Source organism: Mycobacterium sp. NPDC050441 (assembly GCF_040655355.1).
In the GTDB taxonomy this organism is placed as follows: Bacteria; Actinomycetota; Actinomycetes; order Mycobacteriales; family Mycobacteriaceae; genus Mycobacterium.
In genome coordinates this window covers 182,325-202,831 of the sequence record NZ_JBFAJS010000003.1, presented here as the reverse complement: position 1 = coordinate 202,831, position 20,507 = coordinate 182,325, and the positions used below count along the sequence as shown (strand labels likewise).

Annotated in this window: 18 protein-coding genes and 1 tRNA gene; 14 read left to right on the top strand and 5 right to left on the bottom strand. The window is 66.1% G+C overall.

Annotation, left to right across the window (positions count from 1 at the left end):
- Nucleotides 1–31: 31 nt before the first annotated feature.
- The 6 genes from AB0I14_RS09970 to AB0I14_RS09945 all read left to right on the top strand — a co-directional run bounded on the left by AB0I14_RS09970 (nt 32) and on the right by AB0I14_RS09945 (nt 7,425).
- Nucleotides 32–553, top strand: coding sequence for a hypothetical protein (locus AB0I14_RS09970; RefSeq protein WP_358019634.1), 522 nt, complete (start codon nt 32–34; stop codon nt 551–553).
- Between the two features lie 24 nt (nt 554–577).
- The gene (locus AB0I14_RS09965) at nt 578–1,753 is read left to right on the top strand and encodes a type VII secretion target (RefSeq protein ID WP_358019630.1); all 1,176 of its coding nucleotides are present in this window, start codon (nt 578–580) and stop codon (nt 1,751–1,753) included.
- A 14-nt stretch (nt 1,754–1,767) separates the two neighbouring features.
- Complete coding sequence (locus AB0I14_RS09960; protein WP_358021194.1) at nt 1,768–2,280, top strand: hypothetical protein; 513 nt, start codon at nt 1,768–1,770, stop codon at nt 2,278–2,280.
- A gap of 47 nt (nt 2,281–2,327) precedes the next feature.
- Complete coding sequence (locus tag AB0I14_RS09955) at nt 2,328–5,732, top strand: BTAD domain-containing putative transcriptional regulator (RefSeq protein WP_358019627.1); 3,405 nt, start codon at nt 2,328–2,330, stop codon at nt 5,730–5,732.
- A gap of 113 nt (nt 5,733–5,845) precedes the next feature.
- Complete coding sequence (locus AB0I14_RS09950) at nt 5,846–7,240, top strand: FAD-binding oxidoreductase (RefSeq protein ID WP_358019624.1); 1,395 nt, start codon at nt 5,846–5,848, stop codon at nt 7,238–7,240.
- A 108-nt stretch (nt 7,241–7,348) separates the two neighbouring features.
- Nucleotides 7,349–7,425, top strand: a tRNA-Met gene (locus AB0I14_RS09945).
- A gap of 597 nt (nt 7,426–8,022) precedes the next feature.
- Here the strand turns inward: AB0I14_RS09945 and AB0I14_RS09940 are convergent.
- Nucleotides 8,023–9,453 (bottom strand): hypothetical protein, encoded by a 1,431-nt coding sequence (locus AB0I14_RS09940; RefSeq protein WP_358019621.1) that lies wholly within the window; start codon nt 9,451–9,453, stop codon nt 8,023–8,025.
- Between the two features lie 925 nt (nt 9,454–10,378).
- Here AB0I14_RS09940 and AB0I14_RS09935 point away from each other — a divergent pair.
- Nucleotides 10,379–11,200: a class I SAM-dependent methyltransferase gene (locus tag AB0I14_RS09935; RefSeq protein WP_358019618.1), complete on the top strand. Its 822-nt coding sequence runs from the start codon at nt 10,379–10,381 to the stop codon at nt 11,198–11,200.
- A 2-nt stretch (nt 11,201–11,202) separates the two neighbouring features.
- On the opposite strand, the gene AB0I14_RS09930 is transcribed toward AB0I14_RS09935, so the two are convergent.
- Nucleotides 11,203–11,505: a MarR family transcriptional regulator gene (locus AB0I14_RS09930; protein ID WP_358019615.1), complete on the bottom strand. Its 303-nt coding sequence runs from the start codon at nt 11,503–11,505 to the stop codon at nt 11,203–11,205.
- Between the two features lie 9 nt (nt 11,506–11,514).
- Here AB0I14_RS09930 and AB0I14_RS09925 point away from each other — a divergent pair, with 9 nt between their 5' ends.
- The 5 genes from AB0I14_RS09925 to AB0I14_RS09905 all read left to right on the top strand — a co-directional run bounded on the left by AB0I14_RS09925 (nt 11,515) and on the right by AB0I14_RS09905 (nt 15,260).
- Complete coding sequence (locus AB0I14_RS09925; protein WP_358019612.1) at nt 11,515–11,688, top strand: zinc-binding dehydrogenase; 174 nt, start codon at nt 11,515–11,517, stop codon at nt 11,686–11,688.
- A 122-nt stretch (nt 11,689–11,810) separates the two neighbouring features.
- A complete protein-coding gene (locus tag AB0I14_RS09920) occupies nt 11,811–12,509 on the top strand; it encodes an alpha/beta hydrolase (protein ID WP_358019609.1) in 699 nt (232 codons plus the stop codon).
- A gap of 88 nt (nt 12,510–12,597) precedes the next feature.
- Entirely contained in the window at nt 12,598–14,043 is a 1,446-nt protein-coding gene (locus AB0I14_RS09915) for a DHA2 family efflux MFS transporter permease subunit (RefSeq protein ID WP_358019606.1), read from the top strand.
- A gap of 119 nt (nt 14,044–14,162) precedes the next feature.
- Nucleotides 14,163–14,456, top strand: a complete 294-nt coding sequence (locus tag AB0I14_RS09910; protein ID WP_044516894.1) for a hypothetical protein — start codon at nt 14,163–14,165, stop codon at nt 14,454–14,456.
- A 66-nt stretch (nt 14,457–14,522) separates the two neighbouring features.
- Nucleotides 14,523–15,260 carry an SDR family oxidoreductase gene (locus tag AB0I14_RS09905; protein ID WP_358019602.1) on the top strand — a complete coding sequence of 246 codons (738 nt, stop codon included), beginning with the start codon at nt 14,523–14,525 and terminating at the stop codon, nt 15,258–15,260.
- An 84-nt stretch (nt 15,261–15,344) separates the two neighbouring features.
- Here the strand turns inward: AB0I14_RS09905 and AB0I14_RS09900 are convergent, their stop codons facing one another.
- Nucleotides 15,345–15,494, bottom strand: coding sequence for a hypothetical protein (locus AB0I14_RS09900; protein WP_358019600.1), 150 nt, complete (start codon nt 15,492–15,494; stop codon nt 15,345–15,347).
- A gap of 333 nt (nt 15,495–15,827) precedes the next feature.
- Between AB0I14_RS09900 and AB0I14_RS09895 the strand changes: the two genes are divergently transcribed.
- Nucleotides 15,828–17,891 carry an acyltransferase family protein gene (locus tag AB0I14_RS09895; protein ID WP_358019597.1) on the top strand — a complete coding sequence of 688 codons (2,064 nt, stop codon included), beginning with the start codon at nt 15,828–15,830 and terminating at the stop codon, nt 17,889–17,891.
- Nucleotides 17,892–17,894: 3 nt separating this feature from the next.
- Here the strand turns inward: AB0I14_RS09895 and AB0I14_RS09890 are convergent, their stop codons facing one another.
- On the bottom strand, nt 17,895–18,317 hold the full coding sequence (locus AB0I14_RS09890) for a nitroreductase family deazaflavin-dependent oxidoreductase (RefSeq protein ID WP_358019594.1): 423 nt from the start codon (nt 18,315–18,317) through the stop codon (nt 17,895–17,897).
- A 39-nt stretch (nt 18,318–18,356) separates the two neighbouring features.
- On the bottom strand, nt 18,357–19,328 hold the full coding sequence (locus AB0I14_RS09885) for an NADPH:quinone oxidoreductase family protein (RefSeq protein ID WP_358019591.1): 972 nt from the start codon (nt 19,326–19,328) through the stop codon (nt 18,357–18,359).
- Nucleotides 19,329–19,398: 70 nt separating this feature from the next.
- On the opposite strand from AB0I14_RS09885, the gene AB0I14_RS09880 reads away from it, so the two are divergent.
- Nucleotides 19,399–20,493 (top strand): NAD(P)-dependent alcohol dehydrogenase, encoded by a 1,095-nt coding sequence (locus AB0I14_RS09880; RefSeq protein ID WP_358019588.1) that lies wholly within the window; start codon nt 19,399–19,401, stop codon nt 20,491–20,493.
- Nucleotides 20,494–20,507 lie beyond the last annotated feature (14 nt).

Below are 20,507 nucleotides of genomic sequence, written 5' to 3'. Positions count from 1 at the left end.
GGTGGATGGGGGGACGGATGAGGAGTCGCTGGTGGCGGTGACGATCTCGCAGGTGCTGGGCAGCCATCCCGAACAACTGGTGTCCGCCGCCGGTGACGTGGCCTCGGCGGCGTCTGACCTCGACAGTCGGATCGCCCGTGAACGCCTCCAGTTGACCAGGTTGGCATCCGACTGGCGGGGTAGCGCGTCCGACACCGCACAGGGCCACGCCAACGAGATGTTCGGCGATCAGGAGCTCTACCGCGACAGGCTCAAGTCGCTGCACACCGCGATGTCCTCCGGTGGTGCCGAGCTCGGCGGCATCCGCACCCGGGTGTCGGATCTGGTCTCGAGTCCGGAGGCCGACCTGTTCGACATCTCCGACGACGGCCGCGTCGCGTTGGGATGGAGGCTGAAGCTTCTGGTGGCGAGCCTTCCGGTGCTGGCGCTGAAGTGGGGGATGCGGCGCCTGGCGCTGCAGACGGCCATTCAGACTGCGTTGGCCGAGTTCGACGCGGCAGACAAGTCGACGGCCAACAAGATGGACCGGATCAACAAGGGGCTCGTGAAATGAGCCTCGGGACCTGGGCCGCGTGACATGAGCGGCGCAACTCTCGAGGTCGATGAACAGACCATGCGGGAGACGGCATCCGTCTTCGACACCTCGGGCCACGACGTCAGCGGCAATCGCGCCGGGCCGGCCATCTCCGGTGCCGCCGGGTCGATGCCCTCGCTGGCGGTCGGGACGGCGTGCGGGACGGTGGGATCCGCACTCACCGAGCAGGCGAAGCTGTTGGGTGGCGATGTGACGGCGTACGCGCAGAAGTTACGGGTGGCCGCCGACCGCTACGAGCGCGGCGACGACGAGGCGGCTGAGCGGATCGACTTCACCGGAACAGCCGAGCTGCCCGACGCCGGTGAGCATCCGCCGGTCAGTGACTACGAGAAGGCGTTGCGTGATGCCGGGCTCCTCACCGGACCAGTGGTGCCAGGGTCCAAATACGCTCAGTGGCTGGAGAATGCGTCCAAGCACGGGGTGGATCCGCAGACCATGGTCGACATCGCCCGCGCACAGAACATCACCCCACAGTCGTTCGACGTGCTCAACGGACTGCAGGAGGTCAAGGACAAGGACGGCAAGTCGTTCTTCATCCTGCCGCCCGGCACCAGCAAAGAGGATGCGAAGAAGGCCGTTGTGATGACCTACGTCCTCAACGCCGGCACCGACTACGACGCCGCCGAGGCCGGTGCGGACGGAAAGCTGGGTACCGCCGATGACGTTCAGAACGATTTCGAGGAAACGCCCTACTCGGCTTCCGAGGTGCAGCGCATCATCGACCGACAGAATGCGAATTCCTGGAGTTATGACCAGATTTTCGACAAGGGCGGCGGGGGATCGTTGGCCACGACACCCAACGGCATGCTGATGGGTTTGGGCGGGCCGGTGATGGACAAGATCGGTGTCCACGGCGGGACGACCTACGGCGACGTGTTCGTGATGAACATCGACGGATCCAAGGATCCGGCAGACCAGCTGAGCAAGATCATCCAATCGGGGGCCAACTGGGGGCAAGATGACAGCGGTCTGCCGTTCCAGAGCACCCTCGACCTCGACCGCTTGTTGCACCACGAGGAGCGCCATTCCGAGCAATGGGCCCAGAAGGGATTCGTCTGGATGGCACGGGATTACGGGCTGGGCGCGATCATCGAACAGCAGACCGGTATCAACCCGCTGGAACGCGATGCGGGCTTGTCCGACGGGGGTTACTCGTGAGGTTGTGGCTGGCCGTGTTGTTGACCCTGCTGGTGACGGCGGGGCTCACCAGTTGCCGGACCGGGGACCGTCCATGGTCGGATGCGCCGTTCGCCGCCCCGATGCGGCCGGCGTTCGGTGCCCGGGTCACCGACGGCAAGCTGGAGATCTGGGTGCCGCCGGGCTGCGTCGGGGTGCGGTCGGTGGAGGTCGGGTTTGGATTTGGCCCGAAGCTCGTGTTGACCGATACCTCCGGTACGGCGACGCTCGACCGGTTCACCGTCGGTGGACCCTATCCGGGTCTGACCGTGACGGAAGCGCCGCCGCCTGACTTCGATTGGCGCACAGAAGAATATTTGTTTCTCAATGTGCAGTCCACGCCCGGAGGGTACCCCGCGACCGCTCGGACGGCCGAGGTTGTCGCCGGATCGAACAATCACCCGGCCGGCACCTTCTTCTTCGATGGCGTCGGTTGGCTCGACGCCGCGGGTGTGGCGGAGAAGGAAGGCAAGGAGTTTGAAGGGGTGTGCACGCCGCAAAAGAAGTGAGCAGTATCTGCTCCCCGGGTTGCGGCGCCGACAATTATGCTGCGTCGGTGCACTTTCGTTTGCTGGGGCCGCTGCAGGTGGTGCGTGGCGATGTGGCCGTCGAGATCGGTGCACCCAAGCAGCGGGCCGTGCTGGCGATGTTGTTGCTGGCACACGGGCGGGTCGTCTCGGTTGACCGGCTGATCAGCGGGGTCTGGGGTGAGGATCCGCCGGCCAGTGCCACCGCCAGCCTGCAGGTCTATATCTCCCACTTGCGCCGGGCTTTGCGTGACGGCGCCGCGTCGGCCTCGCCGATCGTGCGTCAGCCCCCGGGCTACTACCTGGATGTGCCTGCCGATTCGGTCGACATCGCGGTGTTCGCCGACGGCTGCGCCCGGGCCTCGTCGGCGGTCGAGCAGGAACGCTGGGCCGAGGCATTGAGCGCCGCCGACGAGGCTCTGGCGCTGTGGCGCGGAGACCTGCTCGATGATCTGGGCGATCAGGACTGGGTCACCCGGGATGCGGCCCGGCTGCGCGAGCTGCGCACCGAGTGTCTCGATCATCGGATCACCGCCCTGCTCGCCTTGGGGCGGGTATCGGCCGCGCACTCCGCGATATCGGATTTGCGGTCGGCCGAGCCGCTTTCGGATCGGGGCGCGTGGCTGCACATGCTGGCCCAGTACCGGTCCGGTCGCGCCGCGGAGGCGCTCGAGATCTACACGCGCTACACCCGCCTGCTCGACGCCGAGCTGGGTCTGTCGCCTGGTGTCGAGCTCCGCGAGTTGCAGACCGCGATCCTGCGTCAGGCGCCGGAACTCGCGGCCTGGCCCCGGTCCGCGGAGTGGAGCGGCGCCGGTGAGGTGCATACCCCCGCGGTGCCGATGATCGAACCTGAGGTTCCTGACTCCGGGCGCGCGGCGGTGATCGGCCGGGATCGCGAATTAGATGTCGCCGCAGAGCTTCTCGTCGATGTCCGTGCGGGCGAGACCCGGTGGCTGGTGCTGTCCGGTCCGCCGGGAATCGGCAAGACGCGACTGGCCGAGGAGATCGACGACCGGTTCTCCTCCGATGCCGTCTGGGTGAGTTGCCCCGACGGGTCGTCGACTCCGCCGTGGTGGCCGATGCGGCAGTTGGTCCGAGGCCTGGGCGGTGACCCTGACGAGGTGCTGGAAGTGCCGGGCGACGCCGATCCCGACACTGCCAGATTCCGGGTGTACGAGCGGGTGCAGACGCTCCTGGAGTCGGCGCGCCGGCCGCTGATGGTCGTGATCGACGATCTGCAGTGGGCGGATTCGACCTCTGCGGCATGTCTGGCCTACATCGCCGGTGCGCTGTGGGGCCACCCGGTGGCGATCGTGTTCACCGTCCGCGACGGTGAACACATCACCGATGTGGCCCGTCTGCTGGCGACGGTGGCCCGTGGTGCGGGCAACCGGCACCTGACCCTGACCGCGCTGTCATCGGAAGATGTTGCGGTACTGGTCAATCAGATCGCCGAGGACTTCGTCGATGACACCGAGGCCAGCGTGCTGACCGAACGTACCGGTGGTAATCCGTTCTTCGTCTCCGAGTACGCGCGATTGCCCCGAACCGAGCGTGACGAGATACCTGTCGCGGTGAAGTCGGTGCTCGACCGCCGGTTGGCCGGACTGCCGCCGGAGGTCGTGGGACTGATGCGGGTGGCGGCGGTGATCGGCGACGCGATCGACGCCGACGCGGTGCCGGTGCTGGCGCGGGTGGCAGGGCTCGACCTCGACAGCCTTGCCGATCACCTCGACGCGGCCGCCGACGAACGGATTGTGGTGAGCGCCCACAACGGCGACGGCTACGCATTCGCGCACGGACTGTTGCGTGAGCACTTGATTGCCGGCTTGCCGGCCATGCGTCGTCACCGTCTCCACCTACAGGTTGCGGATGCGTTGGTACACAGTGCTTCCGGAGATTCGGTCACCAGGCGTGCTCAGCATCTGGTGGCCGCTCAACCACTGGCCGACCCGCAGGACGTGGTGTCGGCCTGCCGGTTGGCCGCCGAGGAGGCTGCCCAGCAATGGAGTTCAGATATCGCTGCGCAATGGTGGCAGGCCGCGCTCGACGCCTATGACCGGTTGCCCCTCGCCGCCCGTGACGACGCCGAGCGTGATGGGTTGACAGTGGCCATGCTGGACGCCCATTCGCGCGCCGGCCGGGGGCGCTTGGTGCTCGATGCCGTCGAACGCAACCTTGCCGAAGCACTACGCAGTGAGCGGGCCGACACCGCCGGACGGGTGGCCAGTGCGCTGCTCCGCGCCAGCGGTGGATGGCCGTGGCTGGCACCAGGAGACGACCCGGGCGGGTTGATCGCGCTATTGGAGCAGGCCGCGACGATGGCGACCGCGCATCCGGCCGCCGGTGCGCGGGTGTTGGCGGCGTTGGCTGTGGGCTGCTGCTATCAGGCCGATCCCGCGGTGGCCGCCGGATACCTCGACCGGGCCGAGCGGTTGGCCACCGGCACAGGCGATCCCGAAGTGATCGCCGATACGTTGATCGGCCGGCTCATCACCTACTCGGGTGTGGCCGAGTTCAGTGTTGCGACCTTCGAGTGGATTGACCAGCTGAACTCGCTGCGGCACAGCAGGTCCCGTGAGGACGCGGTGATCGCCCATTCGGTCGCGACCATGGCGGCGATGCACCTGGGTGACATCGAGCTGACCGAGCGTCATCTGCGTGCCGGTATGGCGGGCAGCGAGGAGCTGCAGCTGCCGGTGTTGCGCGCCCAATTGCGATGGATGCAGGCGGTGTTGGCGATCTGGCGGGGTGACTTCGCCGAGGCGGGACGACACCACGCCATTGCGGCGCACGTGCACGAGCAGACCGAGCTCTACGGCGCCGGAAGCGGTTTGCTTGCTGAGGTGACCTTGCTGCGGGAGACGGGTGGCCCGGTCAGCGAGGGTCTGGTTGCCACGCAGGCCGATATCGACACCGGTGGCCAGGGGATGGAGGCTCTGGTGCACACAGCGCTACTCACCGTCGTCGAGGGGCCCCGGGCCGATGCGCTTGCGCGCTTGCAGGAGTGGCGTGCCGATGCGGGTCGCGGGCAGGTGTGGACCGGACTGGGGCAGGCCGCCTGGATGGCGCACCTGGCCGCCGACTACGGACTGGATGAATATGCCGACGAGCTGCTGGCTGCGCTGCAGCCCTACGGCGACCGCATCGCGGTGATCGGGCAGGTCGGGCACGCGGGGCCGGTGGCGCTGGCGATCGCCCGGCTGCACGCACTGCGTGGAGATCCGGAGCGCGCCTTGGCCGACCTGGCCCGGGCCGAGGACATCGCGCGTCGGACCGGTGCCGTGCCCACGCAACTGTGGTGCGCGCTGGTCCGTTGCCAGCTTGACGGCGTCGGCCCGACACGGCGCGAGACGGCACGCAGGTTGGCGGCCGAGGCGGAGGCGCTGGGTATGGCCGGCCTGGCGGCCCGCGCGCTGCAGCTAGTGTGAACTGGGGTTTATCTGGCTCTTGAGTCGGCGCCAAGTGATCGCCAAGTCGTCCTGGTGATGCTGTGCGTTCAGAAACTGAACGAACTTTCTGAGCTCATCTTGAGAGGACCCCGATGACCCTGACCGATATTGCCCACGACGGCCTGGACGACGCGTTGAAGGGCCTGCGAGCCCACGTCGCCGCTCCCGTGGCGCTGCCGGGGGAAGTCGGCTACGAGCGGGCCACCCCGTGGAATGTGGCGGCCACTGTGGAGCCTGCCGCCGTGGTGCTGGCGGCCACCGCCTACGACATCGCCAACACCGTGGGCTTCGCCGCGGCCAGGGGATACCGGGTCAGCGTCCAGGCCACCGGCCACGGCGCCATGGCGGTGGCCCCTGACACGATCCTGGTGGTGACCTCCGGGATGACCGACGTCACGGTGGATCCGGTGACGCGCACCGCACGGGTGGCGGCTGGGGCGACGTGGCAGCAGGTGCTGGACGCGTCCGCCCCGCACGGTCTTGCCGGCCTGTGCGGATCGGCTCCCGGCGTCGGCGTCGTGGGATTCCTCACCGGTGGGGGGATCGGGCCGTTGGTACGCACCGTCGGGCTGTCATCGGACCACGTGCGGTCCTTCGAGCTGGTCACCGGCGCGGGGGAGTTGCTGCGTGCCACACCGGAGGAGAACGCCGAGCTGTTCTGGGGACTCCGTGGCGGAAAGTCGACGCTGGGCATCGTCACTTCGGTCGAGATCGATCTGCTGCCGATCCCCGAGTTCTACGGTGGCGCGGTGTATTTCGACGGCGACGACGCCGGCATTGTCCTGCGTGAGTGGGCGAGATGGTGTGCTGACCTACCCGAGTCCATCTCGACGTCCATTGCCCTGCAGCAGCTTCCGCCGCTGCCCGGAATTCCTGAGCCGCTGGCCGGCCGCTTCACGGTGGCGGTGCGGTACGCGGCGGTCGGCGATTTCGCCGAGGCCGAACGACTGCTGGCGCCGATGCGCGCGGTCGCCAGCCCGGTGCTCGACACCGTCGCCGTGATGCCGTACACCGCTATCGGTGCGGTGCACGCCGACCCGGTCGATCCGATGCCGATCTACGAGCACCACACGCTGTTGCGGGAACTGACCGCCGAGACGGTCGAGGTGCTGCTAGGTGCCGCCGGGCCGGAATCCGGCTCGGTGCAGACCATCGTCGAGGTCCGGATGCTCGGTGGGGCGCTGGCGCGTGAGGGACGGCACCGCAGCGCGTTCTGCCATCGCGACGCCGCCTTCGCGGTGACCACCATCGGAGTCCTGGCGCCCCCGATCGCCGATGCCGTGGTGCCACACGCCGGTGCGCTCATCGTGGCGCTGTCGCGATGGTCCAGTGGCGGCCAGATCGCCAACTTCGCGCCGTCGGAGGACGCGGGGCGGGCGGCCCGGGTCTATGACGAGGACACCCGGCACTGGCTGGCGGCGCTGGCGCAGCGGCACGATCCGGCCGGCGTGTTCCGGTGCGGCCAGGTGGTGCGTTTCGTGGGCTGATTCTGGGCCGGTTCTCCGGCCCGATTTCGGGTCGGATTCGACCAAAAACCGGCTCTGAGCACCCGATTTGGAGCTCTACGTAAGACCCCGGTAACCTTGTATTTGCAACGCGGGGTGGAGCAGCTCGGTAGCTCGCTGGGCTCATAACCCAGAGGTCGCAGGTTCGAATCCTGTCCCCGCTACCAACGAGAATGGCCCTCGGAGTTTATCTCCGGGGGCCATTCTCTATGAAGCGCGGCGGTTCGTTGTTCCGAGCGAGAGGCGACGTGGCGTGTGCGGACCAATCGGTTGATCAGGGGTCGGGCTCACTACCGGAGGCGGCAATCGTGCGGGCCACGCCTGGGCGTCGGTCGTGGAGACCGAGGTCGGGGGGTTGGCGCACCAATGTCGGACGGTGCAGTGCTGACCGTCGGTGTCGGAGCCGCTCTATGCGTTCTAGGGTGTCCGCAGTTGATCGATCTGCCTCGGGGTCGCGGAACTGTGCTGGCAGTTGGTGAACTGCGATGGTACGCATACCCTTTCGCGACGTGACCAAATCGGGGAATGCAATCGGTGCACCGTCGATGTGGCTGATTCTGAGGGACCGCGAACCTCGGCGGGAGTTACGAAGCGGCCTACGGTCGCGTCCGACGAGCCGGTGGGTCTTCGAACACGTTGTGCCCCAATCTAATTCACGCCAGGAGTGTCCGCGGGCTGACGGGCGTCGCATCGGGAGATTGCAGGGGACATTCCGGATGGCAGTCGGCCCCCTCCGGGGAGGGGGCCGACTCGGTGAGGTGTGGTTATTTGGTTGCGCGGTGTTTGCCGCCGTTGCCGCGCGAGGTGCTGGAGCTGTCACTGGCCTTCGGGCTGGCGGAGGCACTGTCCTCGCCGCTGCCACCAGTGACGTTCCTCGCTGCTTTCTTCAATCCATCGGTCATGCCCTTGACCGTTTTGGTGATGCCGTCGCGGACGCTTGTCGACGAGGTCCCGCTGCCCGCCGAGGCCGAGTCATGCCTGATCTGGCCGGGCACCACTTTATTGCCGCCGGTGGGCTCGGTAGCCCGGGTCGTGCTGACGGTATCTGCGGCACCGTCATCCGACGCCGCGGCATCCTCGGTTCCCTTGGTCGCCTCGGTCCCTTCGGTTGATTGGGCACCTTCGGATGTCCCGGTTGCCTCGGCCTGCGTAGCGACTTCCTTGACGGCCCCAGCAGCTGCGGGAACGGGAGCCGTGACCGCCGATCGAATTGCCAGGGTTACCGGGCTCACTGCGGCATTGGGTGCTGCGTTCAGCGCGGAAAACTCGGCCGGTGGCCGCAGGAAATACGCGAGCATCGCATTTGCGTCGAGGAGCCCGTTGATGGGGCCGTACAGGCCGAGAAGCCCGTGGGTGTTGGTGGCTGGGTTCCCGTTGAGCAGTTCCTGTGTGAGGTTCGCCGCGCCGGTGGTGATGGCGTTCGCGATCTTTTCTGGGTTACCGGTGCTCAACGCGTCGGCCACGCCGGTGATGCCATTGATGATCTGGGTTTGCGCCGCATAGAAACTGTTCAGAACCGGAAAGGCGGCACCTACCAAGTAGGAGATTGGAAGGTTCTCAATCAATACCTGTGCGTCGACGAGAGGTCTCTTCAGGACATTGACGAGCTTGGGCAGGTCGGCCATGACTAGTGGAACGAACGGGCTGACGAAGCCCTCTTCGATGGTCCGAAGTGCTTGGTCGATGTTGCCCGCCTGAAATTGACCGATCGCGGTCTGGAAATTTCCCGGCACGGCTTGCGCTAGCGCGGCGAGTGCTTGGGCAACATCGGTGCCCAGTCCGGCCAGGGTGCCCAAGCTATCGAGCTGGTTGAGCGCGAGCGCCTGCAAGACGGGCAGCGGGCTCTGCATGACCTTTTGCCCGATGACCTGTGAGTTCGCCATCGCCTGCTCAACGATGGGCGCGAAGACCTCCAGCGGATTCAACAAGGCGGACAGTTGCACATCGGCGGTGTGAACGGTGGGCACTTGGATGTCGTGCAGGGCCGGCGCGACGGGCGTGACAGGGGTGACGGCGATGATGCCGGCACCGGCAAGGGCAACCCCTGCATTGAGATACGAGCGAACACTTACATGCATGCGATACCTATCGTTGTTGTGATTGTTGCCGCGCGGAAAGCTATCTGAGAACTGCTGAAAATTGCGCAAATTGAACAGATGGTTCGGGGTGTTAAATTCGAATTCTCGTAAGCACAAGATTCTCAGTCGAGGGGTAGATATCCCTGGTAAGGGCATACCTGTATCGCCCAGGTGACAATGCGGCCTGGACGCGTATTTGGGTTTAAGCCCAACGATTATCGGGGGACTTCTGCTCAATCAGCGCAGCTAACGCCCCGTGCCGTCGGGCCCGCCTGCGGGCGTTACCGCGAAATTTCCAGCAAATTCAACGGAATTTTGCTGGAACAGCCGCATTCTTCGTCGGCGTCGAAGCCGAGACAAGCTCGGCGGCTACGGCACGATCTACCGGCAATCAGACGTTCGATCGTTGGGCTCAGGCGCCCAGGTGCCGCCGCCGTCTTCGCCAAGCGTCCCTGCGGCCGAGGTATTGGCGATGTCTCACCCGGCGGTCGGTGAAGATCGAAGTGATAGCTGCAAGAGAGAATCCGTTCGTTACACCCCGGGAGGCTTCCTGGCCGCCGCCGGGAAGCTCGGTCGGCCAGGGGGAACCTATCGGCAAACGTTGGGAATAACATTCACATTCTGTAACACCTTCGAATTATTTCTGAGTTCGACGTTGCGGGGTGTTGTTGACCGGTGACTGCGCCCGGTATCGAAGCCGTCGATGCTTGCTCCAGTCCCGCCAGGGCTGAAGCGTCACCGGATATCAGCAGGCGCCCAGTGCATTCCGGATCCGGTTACCGCAACCAGCCTTTGCCATCTGCCCGCACCGAAGCGACCCAGTTCGCCCCGCTGCGGACTTGGGTGCAACGAGCTCCCGATGCGCCTGCGCTGAGACAAAAGAGCCAAACCTTGACCCAGATTGAACGCACGTTTAATGTACTGAACATGCGTTCAGTGGTGTAGCGATCGTTCAGACGGTCCGCGGCGCGGGTGCCGGTCGCGCGGCCGGTCCGATTCTCGGGTCGCACCGTCACCGGCCCGCGAAGAAAAGGATGAGCCAATGGCAATGCCCGTTCCGACCCTCAATCAGGTGCAGGCGAGCCTGTGGTTGACATTGTGCGGCCGAGCGCTCGACAACCGGCTGTCGCGACCCATCCTGGGGGACGACATGGCCGACCAGGTCGTGCGGACGGTCGACTTCGACTACGGGAAGCTTCACATCCCCACGAGCAGTGCGATATACATCGCGCATCGGGCCAAGAAGCTGGACGAAATCGCCCAGCGGTTCATCGCCGACCACCCCGACGCGGTCGGCCTGGACCTCGGCGCCGGCCTGGACAGCCGAACGCTGCGAATCGCCCCGCCACCCACTGTCGAATGGTGTGACATCGACTATCCAGAGGTCGTCGCGGCCCGTCGGCAACTTCTGCCCGAACCCGCCAACCGTCATCCCATCGGTGCTGACCTGACCGATCCCGCCTGGCTGGACGGCCTCCCCACCGACCGGCCGGCGGTGATCGTCGCCGACGGACTGATCGCCTTCCTCTCCGAGGAAGAAATGCGAATGTTGTTGAGCCGCATCATCAACCATTTCCCGAGCGGCGAGATTGCGTTCAACGGTTACAGCAAGTTCGCCGTCTGGGCCCAGAAGCGCTTCGCCGGGGCCGAGTCCATCAAGACGGCGACCAAGTTCCCTGGCTTCGATGATCCTCGCTACCCCGAACGCTGGCACCCCAAGCTCAAGCTGGTCAAAGAGATCCTGTGCACGCGTGAGCCCGAGGTCGCGGAGTTCCCGTTGGGTCTTCGCCTCATGAACCGGCTTACCGCGCCAAGCGCCGCCGTGTCCCGTAGAGGAAACGTAGTTCTGCACTACGCCTTCTAGTTTTAGTAGTTGCCGGGGCTAGTGCTCCGGGGGCTCAAGGTCGTCGACAACGGCCCGGAAGACCTCGGCGATCGTTTCTGCTTGCTTTTCCGCGGCGTGGGCGTAGAAGTGCGGCGGACACCGCGTAGGTGGGTGGGCCAGGCGGCTTGTAGCGCAGCGAGCCCGCCGTCGGTCAGCGTGACACGAATGGACCGACGGTTGTCGGGGTCGACGACTCTGCGCGCGTAACCGGCACGCTCGAGGCCGTCGACGACTCGAGTCACTCCGCTTGCGCTGTACACGAGCGCCGCGGCCAGGTCCTTCATGTACAGACGTTGATCCGGGGCCTCCGACAGCCGCACGAGCGCGTCATAGGTCAACAAGCCGACGGCACGATCGACCTCGGCCCGTCGCACACTTACGCGCTCGACGAGATCCGCGATGCCCACCGAGCGATGGAATCCAACACCGGCGCTGGGAAACTCGTCGTCGTGCTCGACCCCACCTGAACGGAGGTGTCCCCGGCAACTCAGTGCTTCCGGTCGGACCGGTACCGAAACCCGAACTACCTGACATCCTGAAACCACACCCTCGAACAGGGCATCTGGCCACTCAAGGAAGGGACAGCATCATGTCTGAAAAACCAGCGGTAGTTCTGGTGCACGGATTCTGGGGCGGTGCGGCCCACTGGACCAAAGCCATCGTCGAACTGCGCAACCGCGGCTACGAATCACTGTTCGCCGTGGAGAACCCGCTCACATCGTTGGCCGACGATGCGGAGCGGACCCGCAAGATGATCAAGCAGATCCAGGGGCCGGTCCTGCTCGTCGGTCACTCGTACGGCGGCGCGGTCATCACCGAAGCCGGCGATCTGCCCAACGTGGCCGGGTTGGTCTATATCGCGGCCTTCGCTCCGGACGCAGGCGAGAGCCCCGGTCAGATAAGCCAGGAATTGCCGCCGGCAGCGATCGAGAACCTGGCACCCGATTCCGACGGCTACCTGTGGATCAAACAGGACAAATACCACGAAAGCTTTTGTCAGGACCTGCCCGCCGACGAAGCCTTCGCCATGGCGGTCACCCAAAAGGCTCCTCTCGCGTCGACATTCGGCGACAACGTCACCGCGCCGGCGTGGAAAGCCAAACCCACCTGGTATCAGGTGTCCACTCAGGACAGAATGATCCACCCAGACAACGAACGCCGGATGGCTGACCGAATGAACCCGCGCAAAGTCATCGAACTTGCGGCCAGCCATGCATCGCTGGCGTCGCAGCCCCGAGCGGTCGTCGATCTGATCGACGAAGCCGCCACCACAGTCGGCAAACCCTAGGTTCGGCGAAAACTGGTTTCCCTGACCCGGGGTGTCCCACCTACCCTGGGTGGCTGCGCAGACGGCGTAGGGGGAGACAGGAGTGGCAATGACGACGGGCCCGAGCACGGGGGAGATCGCGGCGCAACCGCGTGCCCAGTCGAGCGCCAACGTCATCATCGCGCTGTTGGTCGGCTCGGCGTTCGTGATGATCCTCAACGAGACGATCATGAGCGTGGCGCTGCCGGCCCTGATCGTCGATCTCGATATTTCCGCGAGCACGGCCCAATGGCTGACCAGTGGCTTCCTGTTGACCATGGCCGTCGTCATCCCGATGTCCGGCTCGCTGCTGCAGCGCTACCCGGTGCGCAGCATCTACGTGGCGTCGATGGCGTTGTTCTGCACGGGCACGTTGGTGGCCGCGTTGGCGCCGGGGTTCGCGGTCCTGCTGGCCGGACGGATCGTGCAGGCGTGCGGCACCGCCGTCATGATGCCGCTGCTGATGACGACGGTGATGACGTTGATCCCCGCCGATCGCCGCGGGCAGATGATGGGCACCATTTCGATCGTCATCGCCGTCGCGCCGGCGATCGGGCCCACCCTGTCGGGGTTCATCCTGGGCTCACTCGACTGGCGGTGGATGTTCTGGATTGTGTTGCCCATCGCATTGGCGGCACTGAGCGCCGGTCTCACGTGGCTGCGGGTCGACGATGAACGGGAGGAACCGACGCCGATCGATCCCATCTCGGTACCGCTGTCGGCGATTGCGTTCGCGGGCTTGGTGTTCGGCCTCTCGCTGATGGGCGAGTCCGCGCACGGCCGGCAGGGGATACCCGCGTGGGTGCCGATGGCGATCGGTGCGGTGGCGATGGTGGCATTCGGTGCGCGCCAGATACAGCTGCAACGGCGCGACCGCGCGTTCCTGGATCTGCGGCCGTTCACCTATCGGCGGTTCTCGGTATCGCTGAGCTTGGTGGTCCTGGGGTTCATGGGATTGTTCGGCGCCATCATCATGGTGCCGCTGTATGTCCAGGACGTGCTGAAGCAGAGCGCGTTGGTCGCCGGATTGGCGACTCTGCCGGGCGGGCTTTTGATGGGGTTGGCCGGGCCGTTGGTCGGGCGGGCCTATGACCGTCACGGCGCCCGTCTGCTGGTCGTGCCCGGTTCGGTGATGCTGTGCGTGTCGCTGTGGGGTTTCACGCTGCTGTCGGCGGCGTCGCCGGTGTGGGAACTGGTTGTCCTGCAGTCGATCATGATGCTGGGCTTGTCGATGATGTTCACCCCGTTGATGACTGACGCGCTCGGAGTCCTGCCCGACCGGTTCTATTCGCATGGCAGTGCCATCCTGACGACGCTGCAGCAGGTTGGTGGCGCGGCGGGAACCGCGTTGTTCGTGACAGTGATGACCAAGGCGTCCCACTCGGGTGGGGCCCCGGATCTGCCCGGCGTGCATGCGGCCTTCACAGCCGCCGCGGTGATCAGCGTGTTCGCCGTGATCGGGTCGTTCTTCACCGCGCCGCGCCCGAGTCCAGCGGGCGGTACGCCGACGCACTAGGCGCGGGCTTGGGTGCTCAGTCGAGTAGTGCACTACGCGTGCTGAGTGCGTGACGGCGGCCGACAGTGGGAAGTGCCCAACGACCAGGGGCGCATCGGCACTCGGCATAGGAGTTCAACATGAGCTGGAGATGGACCGGCAATCACGGGGACGCCCCGTCGGCGGCGGCCGCGGCCACCGCATCGGGCGCGGGACCCGGTGAAGCGATCTTCGAGGTCAATGACGGCGGGACCGTCGGCCTCTACATCTTCGACAACCACACCGGCACCGGCGGTCGCGCGTGGAACTGGACCGGCAATCATGCCGATGCCCCGTCGGCTGTAGCCGCTGCCAACGCTGCCGGGGCCGGACCTGGTGAGGCCGTTTACGCGGTGAATGACGGTGGCACGGTAGGTCTTTACCTGCTTCGCTGAACTCCTTCGCCTCAGCGTAACCGGCGATCCCGGATGCGCTGAGGCGAGGTCGGGCACAATCGGACCGTGCAGAAAGTCGTGATCATCACCGGCGCCGGCAGTGGCATCGGCCGTGCGACGGCCCGGGTCCTGTTGGACGCCGGCCATCATGTGGTGCTGGCGGGCCGTCGCGCCGAACCACTGGTCGAGGTCGGCAGCGGGGACCCGAACGCCCGCGTCGTCCCCACCGACGTCACCGATTCAGCTTCGGTGCAGGCGCTCTTCGCCGACGCGGTATCGACCTTCGGCCGGGTGGATGTGTTGTTCAACAATGCGGGGGTGTTCGGGCCGTCGGCGTCCGTCGCTGACCTCGACGACGAGCAGTGGCACGCCACGTGGCGCACGAATGTCGACGGCGCGGTGTTCTGCGCGCGGGAGGCCGCCCGCGTCATGGCCGCCCAGCTACCCAGGGGTGGGCGAATCATCAACAACGGATCGATCTCGGCACACCGGCCCCGCCCCAACAGCCTGGCCTACACCGTCACCAAACACGCGATGAGTGGGCTGACCGCGTCAATGTTGTTGGACCTGCGCGATATCGACATCTGCATCACCCAGATCGACATCGGCAATGCCGCCACCGAAATGACCGCAGGATTCAGCCACCAGACTCTGCAGGCCGACGGAAGTCTCGCGGCTGAGCCGACTTTCGACGTCGAGCATGTGGCCCGCGCCGTCGCGCACCTGGTCGATCTACCCCTGGAGGTGTCGGTCCCGTCGCTGACGGTGATGGCGCGGTCCATGCCGTACTTCGGCCGCGGCTGACCGACCAAGCGCCGGAAACAGCCGCCGAAAACAACAGAGCCGGAGGCCTTCGGGCCACCGGCTCTGTACAGCGGAATCGTCGTCTCAGTGATCTGCATCCTGAAGCTCGTGCCGCTGCACGACTGCGATCAACTCTTCGCGAACCGACGAGTTCGGCAGTTCGTTGATCCGCGCATAGAGGCGGCGCCGCATGTTGGCGCGCTTCTGGTTTGCGCGAAACTGTGTGAAGGACATACTTCTCACTCCTCAAAAGTGCCCCGGATCACGGGTACTCATCTGCTTTGTTGACGTCCACACGTCGAGGATCGCTCGCCGCATGGATAACTCCATGCTCCCGTCGCGGCTGTCTAAAAGCAATTCTTAGAGTGTGAGTTTCGCTACAGCTCAACCTGTTTCGTTGCATGGAAGTGTGCGCTGTCACAGTTGGGTGATGAGGTGACCTCCCGGAGGCCTGGCCGCCCGCCTTGACCACCTGTTCCGGTGGCCTATGCTCGGTGCGGCGAACGGCGTGCCCCAGGGTGTTCTCGTCGTCAGTGACCGGCGAAGACAGCCCAGGGAAAGTTCAGCGTGCAGGTGATTGTTGACGATCCGGTTCGCGTTCCTGCTGCCACGCGGCGGGTTCGCGATGACCTGATCGGATTGAGCGGTGTGGCCATCGTGATGGTGGTCGTCTGCCATTTCTGGTTCGGGCGGGCCTCAGGCGGGGTGGATGTCCTGCTGGTCCTGGCCGGTTTCTTCGTCGGCGGTCGCGTCCTGCACAGCATTGGTACCGCGAGCCCGTCGTCCCTGGCCGCCGAGGCGGGCCGGGTGGCGCGTTGGGTGGTGCCGCCGTTGGTTCTCGTGCTGGTCGTGTCCGCGGTGCTGACCGTGCTCGTCCAGCCGCAGACCCGGTGGGAGTCATTCGCCGAGCAGACCCTGGCCGGCCTGGGCTTCTACCAGAATTGGCAGTTGCTCCAGTCAGCGGACGACTATGTGCAGGCCGGTGAGGCGGTGACCCCGCTGCACCACCTGTGGGCGGTCTCGGTGCTGGGCCAGTTCGCGCTCGCGTTCGTCGTGCTGGCCGCCGCGGTCATCGTGGTGATGCTGCGTCGGGGTGGTGCCGCACGACGCACGATTCTGGTTGTGGTGTCCGGTATCGCGATGACGGCGTCGCTGTACTACGCGGTCACCACGCAATCGGACAGCCCGATGCTCGGCTACTACAGCACCGCCGCTCGGGCGTGGGAGCTGTTGGCAGGGGTGATGGCGGCAGCCTTGGTGGCCGGCCCGGTGGGCCGAATCCCATGGCGTGGCTGGTTGCAGGCCGGTGCGACGGCGGCCGGGTTGGCGGCAATCCTGGTGTGCGGTGTACTCACCGACCGGACCGTGCAGTCCCCGGGAGTCTGGACGTTGATTCCGGTGGCGGCGACGCTGTTGGTCATCGTCAGCGGCGTCGCGGAGACGTCGTCGGGGACGAACGAACTGTTGCGCAGCGCTCCGTTGGTCGCCGTCGGGGCGATTGCCTATCCGCTGTACCTGTGGCATTGGCCATTGTTGATCTTCTGGTTGGCGGCCATCAACGACGATGCCGTCGGCCCGGTCGACGGCATCGCGGTCATGCTGGTCGCAGTGCTGCTGGCGGTACTCACCGCGCGGTGGGCCCAGCTGCCGTGGCGTCGTGGGGTCGGCATGCGGATGGTGTCGGGTGCGGTCGTCGTGTTGGTCGCGGTGATGCTCGTGGCGATGTCGCTCATGTGGCAGGGACATGTGGTCCTGGCCCGGGCCAGCGGTGCCGAACTGAGCATGCTCTCGATTCGCGACTATCCGGGCGCGGAGGCGCTCATCGGGAATCACCGAGTGGCGAAGCTGCCGATGCGCCCGAGTGCGCTAGAGGCCGATGACGACATCCCGCCGTCGTCGATCGACCATTGCGTCACGGGATTCACCGGTGATGAGGTCGTCACGTGCGTGTACGGAGATCCCAAGGGCGCTCACACGATTGCGTTGGCCGGTGGGTCGCACTCCGAGCACTGGCTGACCGCGTTGCATCAGATCGGACGTCAACACGGCTTCAAGGTGACCACCTACCTGAAGTTCGGATGTCCGCTGACCACCGAACGCATGCCGATCATCGCGGGATCCTTCGACAAATACCCGTCCTGTCGAACGTGGTCGGATAACGCGTTGGCGCAGATCATCGCCGACCGGCCGGACTACGTGTTCTTCACGTCGACGCGCCCGATTCTCAACAGTCCGGGTGACTATGTGCCCGACTACTACCTGGGGATCTGGGATGAGTTGTCCGCCAAGGGAATTCCGATGCTCGGCATACGGGACACGCCCTGGATGATCCGTGATGGATGGTTCTTCTCGCCGGTGGACTGTCTGTCGTCCGGCGGTGACGCCGAGTCCTGCGGGGTACCGCGCAACGAAGCGCTGGCCCAGCGCAATCCGACCCTCGATCACCTGGCCGACTATCCGTTGATGAAGGTTCTCGACCTCAGTGATGCGGTGTGCCGGCCGACGATCTGCCGCGCCGTGGAGGGCAACGTGCTGGTCTACCACGATGCCCACCATCTGTCGGCGGCCTACGTGCGCACGCTCACCACCGAGTTGGCGCGGCAGATGTCCGACGCCCTCGGTTGGTGGTAGCCGTCATTCGACGATGAAGACCGGAATCTGTCGGTCGGTCTTGGTCTGGTATTCGGCGTACGGCGGGTAGGCCTCGACGGCCAGCTTCCACCAGTGCTCGCGCTCGTCACCGGAGATCTCGCGAGCAGTCAGTGACGCGGTCTTGTCACCGTCCTGCACTGTCACGGCAGGGTGGGCCTTCACGTTGAAGTACCACGACGGGTGCTCCGGGGCACCGCCCTTGGAGGCCACCATCGCGTAGCGGCCGTTCTCTTCCACGCGCATCAGCGGTACGTACCGCTTCTTGCCGGACTTGGCGCCCGTCGTCGTGAACAGCACGATGGGGCGGTCGAGTATCTCGACTCCGTCCGTCGTGCCCTGTTCCAGGATGCGTTGGGTCTGATCGCGTACCCAGTCGGTCGGGCTCAGTTCGGCATGCTCAGTCACGCCGCCCATAACGTCGGCCGAGGCGCTGCTATTCCCGGATCACCGAAGCTTCAGCACGACTTTGCCCTTGGCGTTGCGGTTCTCCAGCGATGCGATGGCCTGCGCTGCCTGCTCGAGCGGACGCACCTCGGGCTGCGGTGCGGGCACCGCGCCAGAAGCCAGCAGCGGCTGCAGCTCGGCCCACTGTTCCTGCAGGTAGCCGGGGTGTGAAAACGTCCAGGCGCCCCAACCCGCACCGACCACGTCGACGTTGTTGAGCAGCAGGCGATTGACCTTGACCGTGGGGATCTCGCCGCCGGTGAACCCGATGACCAACAGCCGTCCGCCCACGGCCAGCGACCGCAGTGAGTCGGTGAAGCGGTCACCGCCGACCGGGTCGACGACGATATCCACGCCGCGTCCGTCGGTGAGTTCCTTCACGGCGTCACGGAATCCGTCGGCGAGTACCACATCGGATGCGCCTGCGGCCCTGGCGATCTCGGCCTTCTCCTCGGTGGACACCACCGCGATGGTGCGTGCTGCCCCCAGCGCGGGTGCCAGCCGCAGCGCCGAGGTGCCGATGCCGCCCGCCGCGCCGTGCACGAGCACGGTCTCGCCTTTTGCCAACCGGCCGCGGGTCCGCAATGCGAATTGGACGGTCAGGTCGTTGAACAGGATGCCGGCGCCGGCCTCGAACGAAACCGCGTCCGGCAGTGCGAACACCCGTTCGGCGGGCAGGGCGACGACTTCGGCCATCCCGCCGGAGAGCATGGTCAGACCCAGCACGCGGTCACCGGCGCGGACGTGAGCTCCGGCGGGGGCGCTGCGCACCACGCCGGCGACCTCGGCGCCCGGGGTGAACGGAAGCTCCGGCTTGTACTGGTAGAGCCCCCGGGTGAGCAGGGCGTCCGGGAATGCGACCCCGGCGGCGTGGACGTCGATCACGACCGCATCGGTATCGGAGGGTTCCTCCACCTCGGCCACCCGCACTGCGTCGGGACCGTCGAGCCGGGTGATCTGTGCTGCACGCATCGGTGTCTCCTTCTGGTGGGGTCGCCAGCCAATTGTGACAGGTGTCAAGTCGGTGCTTTAGCATCACCGGATGCTCAACGCCCGCGCCGCGGTGGTGCTCGATGCCGGAGCCGATCCACAGCTCATCGACGTGCAGATTCGGGAACCGCGCGGCGACGAGGTGCTGGTCCGCATCGACGCGGTCGGCATCTGCCACACCGATGTGAGTGTGGCCGCGCGGTTTCGCAAGCTGCCGATGGTGTTCGGTCACGAGGGCGCGGGCACGGTGATCCAGGCCGGACCGGACGCTGTACCCCGGGTCGGAGATCAGGTCGTCCTCACCTTCGCCAGTTGCGGCACCTGTCCCAACTGCCGGGTGGACGCCCCGGCCTACTGCGAGCGGTCCACCGACCTCAACATGCGCGGCACCCGCGGCGAGGCCAGTGCACTGCACCACGACGGTGTCCCCATCGGCGGCGGCTTTTTCGGCCAGTCCAGCTTCAGTACCCATGCGATCGCCGGCAGCCGCAATGCCGTGGTGCTGCCCGAGGCGATCGATCCCGCGCTTGCCGCGCCGCTGGGTTGCAGCGTGCAGACCGGAATGGGGGCCGTGCTCAATGTGCTTGCGCCGCAACCCGCGGACGCGCTTGTGGTGTTCGGTGCCGGCGCCGTGGGGCTCTCGGCGGTCATGGGTGCCCGGATTGCGGGCTGCCGGACCGTCATCGCCGTCGACCCGATCGCCGAACGACGGACGCTGGCAACCGAATTGGGTGCCACCGCGACGATCGACCCGACCACCACCGAGGTGGCAGCGGCAGTGCTCGAGCTGTCCGGGGGAGTGGCCGCCGCGGTCGACACCACCGCGCGGCCCGATGTTCTCGCCGCAGCGGTCGGGGTGTTGCGCGAGCGCGGCACGCTGGCGCTGCTGGGCCTCGGCGCCTTGACAGCCGACCTGCCGGTCGCGGCGATCATGGGTAAGGGTCTGACCGTGCGTGGTGTGGTGGAGGGGGACAGCGAACCGCACACCTTCATCCCGCACCTGGTCGATCTGCACCGCCGTGGCGAACTTCCGCTCGACAAATTCGTGAGCCGCTACCCGTTCGGCGACTTCGGCCGGGCCTGGGCCGCCGCGAAAGCCGCTGACGTGGTAAAACCCGTGCTGATCACCCACGCGGTAGGCTCGTAAACCCTCAGTTTCAC